This window comes from Vibrio tubiashii ATCC 19109 (genome assembly GCF_000772105.1).
Lineage (GTDB): Bacteria > Pseudomonadota > Gammaproteobacteria > Enterobacterales > Vibrionaceae > Vibrio > Vibrio tubiashii.
Window position 1 is genome coordinate 2,100,218 of record NZ_CP009354.1, and the last position, 14,237, is coordinate 2,114,454.

Genomic DNA, 14,237 nt, shown 5'->3' on the forward strand with positions numbered 1-14,237 from the left:
AAACGAGGGCTTTTTATTTATGAGTCCAGATTATCAAATCATCACCCGAGATTTAGTCCTTAGGCTAATCACCAGTGAAGAAAGTGAGTCTCTACAGGGCTGTGTGATTAACTCACCTAGCCTTCACCGCTGGATTGATTGGTGCAATGCCGATTTCTCTTTAGATGACGCCGAACGATTTATCCTAGCCACCCGCTTAAACTGGGTGAAATCTGAGGCCTATGGCTTTGGTGTATTTTGCCGTTCGAGTGACAAGTTACTTGGCATGGTCGCGATTAATGAGCTCTACCACACCTTTAACATGGCGAGTATTGGTTATTGGATTGCCGATGAACATCAAGGTCAGGGGTTCGGTGTAAAAGCCGTCAATGCTTTAATCGAATTTTGCTTCGCCCAATTTAAATTGACGCGAGTAGAAGTGGTCTGCGATCCAGATAACCTGCCTAGCCAAAAGCTGATAGAGTCTTGTGGTGGTCTGTTGGAAGCTAAAGCTCGCAATCGCTTTATCTTCAACGGTAAACCTAAAACAGGCCTTATATACTCAGTCATACCTGATTAATCTAGCCCAAACCAAAAAAGAGCGCCGAAGCGCTCTTTTTAGTATTCGTTCATTGATTAATGAAGTTTAAGGTTTGGTCTTAGTACTCGGTTGATACGTCCCATTAGGATGATTAAACCTGTCTTGAACACGCCATGAAGCGCCATCTGGTGCAAGCGGTACAAAGAAATATACACAACACGTGCGATACGCCCTTCTACCATCATAGAGCCCTTAGTTAAGTTGCCCATTAAGCTACCCACAGTTGAGAAGCGACTTAATGACACCAAAGAGCCTTTGTCTTTGTAGATATAAGGCTTCATTTCACGGCCATTAAGCTTAGCAACGATATTAGCAAAAGCACGACTCGACATCTGGTGCGCAGCTTGGGCGCGCGGTGGAACAAACGAACCATCCGCTTGAGTACACTGAGCCAAATCACCAATAGCGAAGATATCGTCATCACGCGTGGTTTGCAGTGTGTCTTTGACCACAAGTTGGTTGATGCGGTTGGTTTCTAGGCCAGCAATGTCTTTGATAAAGTCAGGTGCTTTGATACCCGCGGCCCAAACCATTATCTGAGCAGGGATCTTGTCACCATCTTTGGTCACTAAGCCATCTTCATCAGCTTGAGTCACCATTGTCGCAGTACGGACGTTCACCCCTAACTTAGTCAGTTCCTGATGAGCAGCTCCAGAAATGCGCGGTGGAAGCGCAGGCAAAATACGCTCGCCTGCTTCAATTAGGTTGACGTTAAGCTTGCTTGAGTCAAGATCACCAAAACCGTAAGTACGTAGCTCTTTTACCGCATTGTGCAGTTCTGCAGACAGTTCTACACCTGTTGCACCCGCACCAACAATCGCGATATCCACTGTGCCATTACCGTTTTTGGCATGCAGCTTAAGGAACTCGTTGTTCATTTGAGTACGGAAGCGATGCGCTTGTTCCGGGCTATCTAAGAAAATACAGTTGTCGCGAACGCCAGGAGTATTGAAATCGTTAGAAGTAGAGCCAATTGCCATGACTAGAATGTCATACTCAAGCTCGCGGCTAGGCATCAACAGCTCATCGTTATCGTCTTTCAACTCACGCAGTTTAATCACTTTACGCTCGCGATCGATATCTTCTAGGCTGCCCATTTGAAAATCAAAGTGGTGGTTTTTGGCATGTGCGCGGTAGCTAAGTGCATCCACACCCTCATCAAGAGAGCCCGTCGCAACTTCATGCAGAAGGGGTTTCCATAAGTGGCTCGCCTTGCGGTCAACCAAAGTGACTTTAGCACGACCTTTGCGGCCAAGTGTACGACCTAGTTTGGTGACAAGCTCCAGTCCGCCTGCACCGCCGCCTACTACGATAATTCGTGTCACAGCAACTTCCTCAAAAAATAAAATAAAACTGAATCAAGCCGAAAGTCGACTCGATGGAATTCTGTATTTTTGGTCTAGGGGCGATTTTTCTTCGCACACAGTCTAGACATAGAGGGCCAACAAATATGACACGCTTATTGGATAAAAGAGCCGAATCACTCAATGCTACAGGTTTGATGTAGCTCACTATTGGGCAAGTTTTTTACTCGCTCTCAATTTTTTTTGATATTTATCAAAAAATTTGTAGTGAGTTCATTATATAGAGCAAAACATGACACGCAACTAAAGATTCGCGTGATCCCACTAAATTTTGTAAGGATTAGAGTTGATTGAACAATAAAAAAGCGACAGAGCCTACTCTGTCGCCTAGATATTAGAAATCGATAAAAACTAGCGATTAATTTGCGTCTTTAAACGCTTTCATTGTTTGCAGATGTTGCGAGATTTTTTTGAACTTATGAGTCTGAGTTTCATCCCAGATAATGTCGTAGTAGCTCTCTAACTCTGAGACAGTTTTACTGTTGTCGTGGATCTCATCGTCTTTCGACAGAATCACCAGGCAATGTGCTTTGTTCTTGGTTCTAAACTCTGAAACACACTTAGTCGCAATGTCTTCATACTCTTCAGGTCGGTCTATACGTCCCTGCATCGTTAACTCTGGGTGCAAGTTCGGGTTAAAAATAACCTGTTTAATACCGCATAAAAAGCCAATTCTCTCTGACCAATAGCCACCAAGACCGACACCACAAATGATAGGGTTCTTATCACCTGACTGCTCAATCACTTTGTGCACTTCTTTGAGCAAGTGCTGCATATCGTGCTTTGGATGGAGAGTACTGTAGTTAATGAAACGTACGTCATCATCAATAAACTGAAGTTGAAGTACTTTTTCATGGTTGCCTGGGCTGGTCGAATCAAAACCGTGTAAATAGATAATCATTGTAAATCCCTCGATCCTTGTGATTTTAATCTACCATGAAAAATAAGGTTTAAAAGCTCACCGCGTAACTTTAAGCGCCCTGAACTATCAAACAGTGATCTTAACTGCAAATTGTTTCTTGCAGTTTATGCGCTTGGGTCAAATATTGTTCATCTCCCCACAACTGATGGGCTAGCAGGTACCAAAGCATGGCCATCATCATTGCGCGTGGTTGCCAAGCCATTACCCCTTCAACCCAATCATCAACGCCTTCCACTCCTCTTAACTGACAATAACGATAGACGGCTTCTAATGGCTTTTCACCACAAACATCAATGGAAAGTGTCAGGTCTAAGCGCGGATCCGCTATCGCAGCGTACTCCCAATCAATAACCTTGTTGCCAACATCTGTTTTAACCATGTTGTAACCCGCTAAGTCAAAGTGGCACAAGGTTTGACCGACATCCGCTAAGCTCGGCGAGGAACGCCACTGATTGTAAATCGACACAAAAGGTTCAACTTTGTGCTCATCGTCGAGCAGCATCCAATAGTGATCAACACGTGCAGTGAAATTGAAAGGCGCGACAGGAACACGTTGAGTGTCCATATCGTGAATCGAGATCATAGTCTTGAGTAGTGAGTCGAATGGTAGCCCTTGTGTGAGTGACTCCCCTTCAACCCAAGTGACTAACAGCCCTTGGTCATTGATGTGAACGGCTTGCGGAGATAAACCGCTAGGTTCGATTGCTGAGAGTATCTGATACTCTTGGAAGCGAGATATTGAGAAGGCTTTAGTGATGTTGGTTGTTGGCCTCCAGACAAATGATTGCCCATCTGAAGTGACCACTTTCCAACAACGGTTGGTCAGTCCCCCTGTTAGCGTTTGAGCATAGTCAGGGGGGATAGCAAAGAAGTGCTCTAGTGACAATAATGAACGGTCGAGTTGGCATGCTTCACTCCACGACATTCGCGCCATAGTACACTCCTTTTGTTACATAAAGCTCAGCTTATAGGCCTAAAAAGCTTTTTGATTCTTGCTTACGGATCTCAGTCTCATCAGCCCATTCGATTAAGCCAGTTTCTAGATCCATCAGACGCATGGTCATTTTGTAGTATACGTCTTTGTCGCTACCGGCATTCTTGTTAATGCTTGATAGGTTACCGTAAAGCATGTATTGAGCACCAACCATCTTACCAAACTGAATTGCTGTGCTTTGGTTCACTAGCTCATCATTATTTTGGAAGTTTAGCTGTTCGCGTACTGCTTCGACACGATCCATATCTACAAAACGGAACTTACCAGAATTCAGCATCTTAGTGCTGATAGAATCGGTAATTGACTCAGTATCGATATGTTCGCTTGTCTTGTTCTTGATACGTTCAACAAAAACGATCGGACGTGAATCACGCGTGATGGCAGCAACAGAGCCCGACATCATCATGCTGTCGACCATTTCACCGGCAATTTTTTGCAAGTCTGTTGAACCAAAATCAATTGTTGTTGTTTCCACAGCTTGAGCGTCACCATAGCTTACTTGGTTAGAACAGCCACCAAGCACTACAGCCAAACCAAGTAATGCAATTACACTTTTTTTCATTGTCGGTTCCTTAGGATATCCTTTAGTTACTTCTTTAAATTAGTTGTCTAGTTCGCGGATCTGAACGCGGAATTGGCGTCCATTTGGATTGATAGAAATCTCTGAAATAGAAACCTCTTCAGCCCCGCGAAGAATAGCTTGACGCCATGGGCTAAGCTTGTTGTTCACTTCTAGCCCCTGATCGTCATACCAATAGAAACGGTATTGAATGTGTTGGTCGCCTTTGGTTTGATTCGCCAAACGCACTATGCCTCGCGCGCGACCATCTACATCAATCGTTGAAATATCTTCGATGCTCACACGCCCTGCTAGCACGTTATCCCCAAACAGAACCGTTTGAGAGGCACCATCGATACGCAGCCCAGCCGTGTTGCTGTTGCTCGCACATCCCATTAAGGTCAGTGCTGCCGCGATTGAAATAAGCCATTTTTTCATCGTATATTTCCTAGTTGTTTATGCCAAATGGTTGCGTTGTTACCTTGGCGCGAAAGCCAAACAAGAGTTGTACGACCAGACTCAACATTGAATGTATGAGTTTGACCAGCAACCTGTACAGATTGTTCCCCTGGTTCAACCACAGAACTTGCGCTGTAAATCTCACCAGGTAATGTTATCCAACTGCGTGTATCTGGTTGCTCCGTCAGCGTGTTCCACACGTTAAACAGCGCATTACCTAAGTCGTCAGGGTTGTCTTTGGTTGCCTCTCGACGCAATTCCTCTTTAGCCCACACTCGAAGCGCTTGGCGAATGATGATAGATGGCATTCGCTCGGTCAGATTCTGCTTAGCCATCAGATTGACGTCTGTGAGTAAGCTTCCCGACACACTGCTGTCATTAAGTATTACAGGGCTAAATTTTTCCGCTGGTACGTTTTCGTAATAAGGCAGAGAAACAGTATAGAGACCACGGTTACTGCCTCGCGAGATCGGAAGTGTTTGTGTCCACCCGTTCATCGCATCGACCACACCACGCTCATCAATAACAATTACCCGACCTTTGTTAGCATCTAGGTAGCTCGCTTTGCCGTAACGCTTTTCAAGCTTAACCAAGTCTTCGCGCATACCTAAACGTTTAGCAACACGCTTAGTTCCATCAATCACCTGCTGGTTGTCAGGCATCACAGCTAACGCACGACGATAGTCAACATAAGCGCCGTTGAGATCGTTGTCTGCTTCATACAGCAGTGCAGACAAATAGAGTAAGTAACCACTTTGTACTGCTTGCAGCTTTTTGCCGGCATCTGGATAGTTAGCAAGAATACTACCCAAGTTTGGTGAGACACCTTGAGCCTGCATTTGGCTTTGAGCCGATTCAAGCTCACTCTCTCTATCTTTGCGCGCGCGTTCTTGCACTTGATTCGCACGACGCATTTCGATAATCGCACCTTCTAGGTCATTCTTTTTAAGATAGTTAAGACCTAAATAAAGATGTAAGAAACCCAGTTCGTAATCAGCAGGTTGATACGTTTTCAAGTTATCATTAACCGCCAGTGCACTTAAGCTCATTGCTGTTTCTGATACAGAGATCGTTGCTTGATCTTGCTGTACCCTAACCGCTCGGTCACTAGCTTCAAACGCGCCCTTACTTTCTGGGTACTGTTGGTTGAGCAGATAAACTCTGCCTTTTTCCATATTATCGAGAATGTCGCCTGCTATCTCCTCAGGTAACACCTCTTCAGCTTCGTAATAGCGGCCATTCTTAACGGTTTGGTGCAACTCACTGTTTTGCGCACTGTAATGACTAAAAAGATTGCCTACAGATAAATTGGCACAAGCGGAAAGAGCCAAGCTACTTGCTAAAGCAAACATGAGTCGAATGTGTTTATGCACTTTCTACCCCAATTTTTGTATTATTTGACACGAGGACATGTCTCACATTTTAAAAAATTTAACGTTCGACATCAAACTTTTTAGAAAGTTCCATTAATATCAAAAATTTTTAGCTCATTAGCATAGGGCCAAGCGGACGACCACCCACTAAGTGCATATGAATATGATAAACCTCTTGTCCACCATGAGAGTTACAGTTCATGATCAAACGGTAACCATCCTCATCAATACCTTCTTCTTTTGCCAGTTTGCGTGCCACGGTAAACATACGTCCCATGACGAGTTCATCTTCTTCTTCGATGTCATTTACGGTTGGAATCAGTTTATTTGGGATGATCAAAATGTGACTTGGAGCACGCGGATTGATGTCTCGAAATGCGGTAACTAAATCATCTTGATAGACAACATCTGCTGGGATTTCTTTGCGAATGATTTTGCTGAAAATGGTTTCTTCTGCCATGAAGGGCTCCATAGGGACATTTATTGTTGATTAAGTTGAAACGAGTATGCGTCAAGCTTCGCAAAATCACAATAAAAAACGCTGTTCAGTTCACTTATTCGACAATCCGTTATTACCCGCTAGCTAAATTTGTATTGTGCGTCAAAAAATGTGTGTCTCGGTATCAATACAATGGCTTTCTTTTTGTTAATTTTTTAAGACTTTATAATTACAGGGAGAGATCTATGAAGGGCTCAGTGATTAGGCGCATGTACGCTGGGTTTGCATTGATCATTATTATGTTCATCGTTACGACGTTGATGATGATGCGAGGAATGCAACAAATCCACCAAAACTTCGAAGGTGTCTCAAACACCTCGCTGCCACTAGTTTCACAATCAAACCAAACCAGCGTTGCTTTATTGTCTGCCGACAAACTTTTTAAAGACTTTTTGACAACTCAAAGCTTTGAACGCATGGATCAACTTTCAGAGCAATTCGCTCAAATGAAAGAAGCATATAACCAACAGCTATTAGCGTTAGAACAAGTAAGCGTCGGCCAAGCTGAACTAGAGCAATCAATTGTCCAACTCAAAGAGATGGAACTGAGTTACTTCGCTGAAGCGGAACAAGCGATGGGCAATTATCGCGCGATGTTTACCGCGCAAGAGGAAGTACAACAGTCTACTCGACGCTTCCAACGCCTGCATTCTGAATTAAGTGTCGGAATGAAAGAGTATGTTGATGACCAAAGCAGCATTTCAGTTAAAGTGATGGCCAAAAGCTATTTTATCAAACTAAAAGATGCTGAACTCACCACTTCAGATGCTTTAGCAAGCAGTGATACAGAGTTGGTGACTAAAGCGGTAGCGAAGAATAAGAAAGCCGTTACCCATCTTAACTACGCTTACCGCGGATTAACAACGCAAATGCCGGAAATAAAAAAGGCGTTTGACGAATCAGTTCAGCAGTTTACTCGTGATGTCGGTAAGAAAGGAGGCGTATTAGACCAACATAGTGCTTACCTATTGGCTAAAGATGCCCTGTACGCCAATATCGCGAGTCTGACTCAGCAGGTTGATGCGACCATGGCCGTACTTGACTCATTCAGTGAAGTCGCAAAACAAGGCTTAAATGCGTCGCTACAAGAAGCCGGTGATGTATACGAACAGGGGGTGGTTCGCTCAATTGCAATTGGCGCGATCGTTATCTTAATGGCCATAGCGATTGGATATCACATTGCTCACAGCGTGCGTGACCCACTCACTCGCATTCTTGGCACTCTTGAGTCTCTTACTGAAGGCGATATGACCAAGCGTATCGAGATTCGCTACAACAATGAGTTCAGCCGCGTTAGCAACCACATTAACTCGCTTGCAGATAATCTTCATGGCATTTTGGTTAAACTCAATGACGCGTCCGATGATCTGACTCAAACAGCAACAACCAATCAGCAAACTTCTTCGCAAGCGCAATCACAGCTTAGCCAGCAACGTGAGCAAACGGCGAATGTTGCCACCGCAATGACCGAAATGGCGCACTCTGTTCAAGAAGTCGCGCAAAGCGCTCAAAGCTCGCAGCAGATGGTTGAACAGGTTGAAAAAGCCTCAGAGTCCGGTCGCCATATCATGGGGACCAACATCACTACCATCAATCAACTTGAAACGCGCCTCACTCAGTCTGTTGATGCGGTGAAAGAGCTGCAAGCAATGAGTAGCCAAATCGGTAGTATCCTTGACGTTATCCGCAATATTGCCGAACAGACCAACCTATTGGCGCTCAATGCCGCTATCGAAGCAGCTCGTGCGGGTGAACAAGGCCGCGGCTTTGCGGTAGTCGCTGACGAAGTTCGAGTGTTGGCTCAACGCACAACAGAATCAACCTCTGAAATTGAAAATATGATCAGTAATCTTCAAAGCAGCTCAACGTCAGCCAATAAGGTGATTCAAAGCTGTATGGATGATATGGAGCTTTCAGTAGAACAAGCGTCTAACGCCAATAGTGCTATGGAAGAGATCCAAGGACTTATTATGGAGATCAGCCAAATGAGCGGCCATATCTCTCAAGCCGCGGCTGAACAGAGTGAGACGACGGGCGATATTGCTCGTAACATTGAAGAGATCAACCTGATTGCCGACTCTAGCTATCAAGCGATGGCACAAATAGCCCAGACGAGCGACAACCTTTCCTCGCTGGCGAATCAACAAGGTGAGTTGGTCCATAGGTTTAAACTCTAGAAAGTCAGAACAATGTAATTTATTGAGATTGGGCGGCTATTTTTTATAGCCGCCCTTGTTTTTTATATCCCATGTCATTATATGGTTTATAGGCTTGCCCACTTTTCTTTCACTCTCTCGCAAGCCAAACATGAGGAAAAACTATGGCTGTTCATGTTGGCATCATCGATCAAGACCCAATTCGCTTGGTCACTCCGCTTCTTGATAATCGCACCGTAAGCGATCATATCGTCTTCATTGGAGTCCCTGCTCAAGAAGATATGTATTTGCGTCTTCACAGCGTCTTGAGCAAAAGAAACATCACCTCGGAATTTTTTGAAATTCCTAACGTCGCGAATCCATCAAAGATTAAGCAAGCTGTTTCTATTCTTGCAGAAGACCTAAAAGCAAGAGGCGAAGAAGTTAAGCTGAATGCGAGCTGTGGACTTCGCCACCGCCTGTTATCAGTCTACGAGATTTTCCGCACCTATCACTGGCCTATTTTCGTTGTTGAACCTAATAGTGACCGTCTATGTTGGCTTTACCCTGACGGCAAAGAAGATACTCAGGTTCAAGACAGAATTACCATCGATGATTATCTCACCGTGTTCGGTGCTCGTGGTGAATTTAGCGACCAAGAACTCCCTCCTCAACTTGACCAAAAGCTGTATGAGCTTGGCGAACGTTGGGCGAGCAATGCGTTAGAGTTAGGTCCTGGCCTTGCCACACTCAACTATCTAGCGACGACTTGCCGCAAAGAGCAGCGTCTCGATGTTGAACTATCGGAAAAGCAGCAGGGTTATCGCGAGCTAAATATGCTTCTTAGTGATTTGGTTGAAGCTGAAATAGCGACCTATCAAAACGGCGTATTAACCTTCGCCAATGAAGACGCGCGCCGCTTCTCAAACGGTGAATGGCTTGAAACGCTCGTTCACAGCACAGTTCGTCAGATCCAGCAAGATATGCCAACCATTCAAGACCGCTCTCTCAATGTTCAAGTTTACCGTCAGCTTGGGGAGCGCGAAGTGCGTAACGAACTGGATGTTGCTTCAGTCGTTAACAACAAACTTCACATCATCGAGTGTAAGACCAAAGGAATGCGCGATGATGGTGACGATACCTTATATAAGCTTGAATCGCTTCGTGACTTACTTGGTGGCTTGCAAGCTCGTGCCATGCTAGTTAGCTTCCGTCCTCTTCGCCACAATGACATCACTCGCGCTGAAGACTTAGGCTTGGCACTTATAGGCCCAGATGAGCTTAAGGACCTTAAATCGCACTTGGCGACTTGGTTCACTGAAGCAGGCGGACGAGATGAAGCATGCTCTGACTGCTAAGAGTAAACTCTGAACAATAAAAAACCGCCAGTTGGCGGTTTTTTTTAATACGAAAGCGACAGACTCTTTTTAACTGTCATCTTCAGTAAAGTTTGTTGGCAGAGTCGTCTTCATCTGATTCCAAATCTGCGCACTCTCCATACCATAGTGGCGAACGACAATCAGTATTTGGTCACGATTACCGGTTTCACATACTTCAAGCAAGTCTCGGTAGAACTGCAGTGCAAGGTCACGAGCTTGAGGGTTCGAGAAGTAGTAGCTACCAACGCGATCGTACAGTTTCTTCAAACCATTAAAGATCAAACCATAAATTTGGTTACCTGAATGGAATGCTAAGCGTTGGAATAGCATGTAGTCGTAAAAGTTGAACGTTTTCGCAACCAGAACGGCTTGGCGCTTTAACTCATCTTTCTCACCATCGTCTTTGACGTGCTGACGAATTTTTTCAGCATACGGTGACGACTCCATGAAGACATCCCAAGACTCGGCGTTAATCAAAGCCTCACATGAGTTAATAACGCTAGAAATGGTTTTCTCAGAGTTTTCTTTGTTCGCTTTAAACGCATAGCGCATAAAGATAGGGCTGATGTTTGTACGTGCTGCAAGCAAATCTTCAACAATTGAAGTCGCATTATCTGCGTCCAACGTCATTAACGTATCAAGAATATGAAGACCAGATGTTTCCATAAACTGGTTAACACGCGTTGGTTTACCATGTTGAATCGTTAGCCACCCATCACGGGCTAAACGTTGGAGTACTTCTCGTAGAGTGGTACGCGTTACGCCAATTAGTTCAGAGAGCTCACGTTCTGCTGGTAAAATAGAACCAGGTGGGAATCGCCCTTTCCAAATACTTTCAATAATGTATTTCTCTGCGAATCCCGCTGGGCTCTTTGCCTTAATGACCATTTATATCTTATCCAAACTTGTATTTTTATGGGTCTAATAGAACTCATCATACCACTAGTTTTTCTATATCGGAAACCACCACACAGTAAACGTGCGGCAAAACCACAATAGAGCATTAACTCTAACGCTATGCAGATTTTATTGAAACATATTGGGATATGAAATAGGCTTATTTTCATATTTAACAAATCAAAAACATCCCGCAGAGCCCACCACAAGGCATTTCAGCCGCAAAATTTAAGTTTGTAAAATTACATAATTAAACTGTCATTTCCATTCAATATAATTACATATTCTTTCTTATTCTATGCTTTCGTCGTTTTGCTTGCATTAACCATTGTTTTTCACAACTCTCGTGATATGTTTACGCCACTTTGATCGCGTTTTTTAACAAAAGTAAGCGAATAGAATACTCAAACCAATTTTCTCGTTGACTAAATTGCTTTGAAGAGTACAGTGGCGACCAAAGTAAGGAGTGCTTGTCTTTCTCAGGGAGTGACTTGGCAAGACCACATGATCGTGAACGGAATGTTGTTTTTCTAAGTCACTGTTGAATCGGGTTTGTTTTCTACCTACGGGTATATTTCCACTGGTCAGAAATTCTCAGTTTCCGATTAAATGGATACAAGCACGTGCAGTGTCTATTCATAACAACATTAAGAGTATCTAAATCATGCCGATGTCACTCGGAAATGCATTTATTAAGAATTTTCTTGGTAAGGCCCCAGATTGGTACAAAGTTGCCATCATTTCATTTTTAATTATTAACCCAATTGTTTTCTTCTTTGTCGATCCATTCGTTGCAGGTTGGCTGCTAGTCGCAGAGTTTATCTTCACCCTCGCAATGGCACTTAAGTGTTACCCTCTTCAGCCAGGTGGTTTACTCGCCATCGAAGCCATCGCCATCGGCATGACCAGCCCGGAACAAGTTAAACACGAACTTGTCGCAAACATCGAAGTGCTGCTTCTATTAGTGTTTATGGTTGCAGGCATCTACTTCATGAAGCAGTTGCTGCTGTTTATCTTCACCAAGATACTGCTAGGTATTCGCTCTAAGAGCATGCTTTCTCTTGCCTTCTGTTTTGCTGCGGCCTTCCTATCGGCTTTCTTAGATGCATTAACCGTCATTGCGGTTGTTATCAGCGTTGCGGTTGGCTTCTACGCGATTTACCACAAAGTCGCTTCTGGTCAAGGCCCTAACTCCTCGCACGACCATACCCAAGATGACCATTTATCCGAACTTACCCGTGATGACTTAGAAGACTACCGTGCTTTCCTACGTTCACTACTAATGCATGCTGGTGTGGGTACGGCACTCGGTGGTGTTATGACCATGGTTGGTGAACCACAAAACCTCATTATTGCAGACCAAGCGGGTTGGCAGTTTGGTGAGTTTATCATTCGTATGCTACCCGTTACCGCGCCTGTGTTTGTTTGCGGTTTGATTACCTGTGTATTGGTCGAAAAACTAAAAGTCTTTGGCTACGGTGCTCGCCTTCCTGAGAACGTTCGTCAAATCCTAGTAGACTTCGACCGTGAAGAGCGTAAAACACGTACTAAGCAAGACGTTGCTAAGCTTTGGGTTCAAGGTTTCATCGCAGTATGGCTAATCGTTGGTCTAGCGCTTCACCTTGCAGCCGTCGGTCTAATTGGTCTATCTGTTATCATCTTGGCGACAGCGTTTACCGGTGTAATCGAAGAGCACTCAATGGGTAAAGCGTTTGAAGAAGCGCTACCATTTACCGCACTTCTCGCCGTGTTCTTTGCTGTTGTAGCCGTCATCATCGACCAACAGCTATTCAAGCCAGTTATCGACGCTGTTCTACACGTAGAAGACAAAGGTACTCAGCTAGCACTCTTCTATGTGGCAAACGGCGTACTTTCGATGGTTTCCGATAACGTATTCGTCGGCACGGTATACATTAACGAAGTGAAAACGGCACTGATTGAAGGCGTTATCACTCGTGACCAGTTCGACCTACTCGCCGTTGCTATCAACACAGGTACTAACCTACCTTCAGTTGCAACGCCAAATGGTCAAGCTGCATTCCTATTCCTATTGACCTCTGCCCTAGCACCTCTTATTCGCCTATCATACGGTCGCATGGTAATTATGGCGCTGCCTTATACCGTGGTACTGGCTCTTGTTGGTCTTGCTGGCATCGTGTTCTTTGTCGAGCCTATGACCGCTTGGTTCTATGACGCGGGTTGGATTTCAGCCCATGTCGGAGAGTTAACTCCAGCAGTCTCTAGCGGACACTAATCTAATTTATTTAAAAGTTTTAGTTGATACCGAAACTTTTACACGATAAAAAGCTCTGATTACTCAGAGCTTTTTTATTACAGGATATCTGTGTGAACATTCTTTCCACTCTAAAAACATTTTCTCAGGGGCGACTGTCTTGGTTGCTGCTCCTTATCTCAATTGTTTTCTTCGAAGCATGTGCCCTATTTTTCCAACACGTGATGATGCTTTCACCTTGTGTGATGTGTATTTATGAGCGTGTCGCCATGTTTGGTGTTGGCGGCGCTGCATTAATTGGTTTGATCGCTCCGCATAATCCAGCATTTCGTTGGCTTGGCTTTGCTGCTTGGGGTGCAAGCGCCTATCAAGGCCTGATGCTTTCACTAGAGCATGTTGATTACCAATTCAACCCTTCACCTTTTAAGACTTGTGACTTGTTCGTTACCTTCCCAGACTGGGCACCTCTAAATCAGTGGGCACCATGGCTATTTGAAGCGTTCGGTGATTGTGGCAAGGTCGTGTGGCAATTCCTAGGTCTTTCAATGCCACAATGGTTAGTGATCATTTTCTCTGCATACCTAATCGCACTGGTACCTTTTGTCATCTCGCAGTTTGTGAAGAGCAAGTAGCGAGAGGCGAAAGCACGCAACAGAAAGAAGGGCTGACATATTATGTCAGCCCTTTTTGATTTCTGGAGAACTGGAGAACTGGAGAACTGGAGAACTGGAGAACTGGAGAACTGGAGAACTGGAGAACTGGAGAACTGGAGAACTGGAGAACTGGAGAACTGGAGAACTGGAGAACTATAGTTGCCGCGCTATGTTTGAAGAGTCAACTCTA

The 14,237-nt window shown here is 44.5% G+C and carries 13 protein-coding genes; 5 read left to right on the plus strand and 8 right to left on the minus strand.

Translation table 11 applies throughout. From position 1 onward, the window contains the following. The first annotated feature begins 19 nt into the window (after window positions 1-19). Window positions 20-559, plus strand: a complete 540-nt coding sequence (locus IX91_RS09490; protein ID WP_004746994.1) for a GNAT family N-acetyltransferase — start codon at window positions 20-22, stop codon at window positions 557-559. Window positions 560-615: 56 nt separating this feature from the next. Here IX91_RS09490 and IX91_RS09495 read toward each other — a convergent pair whose 3' ends face one another. The 7 genes from IX91_RS09495 to hinT all read right to left on the minus strand — a co-directional run bounded on the left by IX91_RS09495 (window position 616) and on the right by hinT (window position 6,711). Beyond that, the gene (locus IX91_RS09495) at window positions 616-1,905 is read right to left on the minus strand and encodes an NAD(P)/FAD-dependent oxidoreductase (RefSeq protein ID WP_004746993.1); all 1,290 of its coding nucleotides are present in this window, start codon (window positions 1,903-1,905) and stop codon (window positions 616-618) included. A gap of 397 nt (window positions 1,906-2,302) precedes the next feature. Further along, the gene (gene ycfP, locus IX91_RS09500; protein WP_004746992.1) at window positions 2,303-2,845 is read right to left on the minus strand and encodes an alpha/beta hydrolase YcfP; all 543 of its coding nucleotides are present in this window, start codon (window positions 2,843-2,845) and stop codon (window positions 2,303-2,305) included. A gap of 100 nt (window positions 2,846-2,945) precedes the next feature. Next, entirely contained in the window at window positions 2,946-3,800 is an 855-nt protein-coding gene (locus tag IX91_RS09505; RefSeq protein ID WP_004746991.1) for a phosphotransferase, read from the minus strand. A 31-nt stretch (window positions 3,801-3,831) separates the two neighbouring features. After that, window positions 3,832-4,422 carry a penicillin-binding protein activator LpoB gene (gene lpoB / locus IX91_RS09510; protein ID WP_004746988.1) on the minus strand — a complete coding sequence of 197 codons (591 nt, stop codon included), beginning with the start codon at window positions 4,420-4,422 and terminating at the stop codon, window positions 3,832-3,834. Between the two features lie 39 nt (window positions 4,423-4,461). Further along, a complete protein-coding gene (locus IX91_RS09515) occupies window positions 4,462-4,857 on the minus strand; it encodes a YcfL family protein (protein WP_004746985.1) in 396 nt (131 codons plus the stop codon). Further along, window positions 4,854-6,251: a COG3014 family protein gene (locus IX91_RS09520; RefSeq protein WP_236642794.1), complete on the minus strand. Its 1,398-nt coding sequence runs from the start codon at window positions 6,249-6,251 to the stop codon at window positions 4,854-4,856. The genes IX91_RS09515 and IX91_RS09520 overlap by 4 nt, the downstream gene beginning before the upstream one ends. 109 nt (window positions 6,252-6,360) lie before the next feature. Then, window positions 6,361-6,711 carry a purine nucleoside phosphoramidase gene (hinT, locus tag IX91_RS09525; protein ID WP_004746983.1) on the minus strand — a complete coding sequence of 117 codons (351 nt, stop codon included), beginning with the start codon at window positions 6,709-6,711 and terminating at the stop codon, window positions 6,361-6,363. A 224-nt stretch (window positions 6,712-6,935) separates the two neighbouring features. Here hinT and IX91_RS09530 point away from each other — a divergent pair, with 224 nt between their 5' ends. Beyond that, the gene (locus IX91_RS09530) at window positions 6,936-8,927 is read left to right on the plus strand and encodes a methyl-accepting chemotaxis protein (RefSeq protein WP_004749314.1); all 1,992 of its coding nucleotides are present in this window, start codon (window positions 6,936-6,938) and stop codon (window positions 8,925-8,927) included. 143 nt (window positions 8,928-9,070) lie between these two features. Then, window positions 9,071-10,243, plus strand: coding sequence for a DUF1887 family protein (locus IX91_RS09535; protein WP_004743161.1), 1,173 nt, complete (start codon window positions 9,071-9,073; stop codon window positions 10,241-10,243). A gap of 69 nt (window positions 10,244-10,312) precedes the next feature. Here IX91_RS09535 and fadR read toward each other — a convergent pair whose 3' ends face one another. Then, window positions 10,313-11,152, minus strand: coding sequence for a fatty acid metabolism transcriptional regulator FadR (gene fadR / locus IX91_RS09540; protein ID WP_004743162.1), 840 nt, complete (start codon window positions 11,150-11,152; stop codon window positions 10,313-10,315). Between the two features lie 673 nt (window positions 11,153-11,825). Here fadR and nhaB point away from each other — a divergent pair. Further along, the gene (nhaB, locus tag IX91_RS09545) at window positions 11,826-13,415 is read left to right on the plus strand and encodes a Na(+)/H(+) antiporter NhaB (RefSeq protein WP_004743163.1); all 1,590 of its coding nucleotides are present in this window, start codon (window positions 11,826-11,828) and stop codon (window positions 13,413-13,415) included. Between the two features lie 92 nt (window positions 13,416-13,507). Beyond that, window positions 13,508-14,026 carry a disulfide bond formation protein DsbB gene (gene dsbB, locus IX91_RS09550; protein ID WP_004743164.1) on the plus strand — a complete coding sequence of 173 codons (519 nt, stop codon included), beginning with the start codon at window positions 13,508-13,510 and terminating at the stop codon, window positions 14,024-14,026. The last annotated feature ends 211 nt before the right edge of the window (window positions 14,027-14,237 follow it).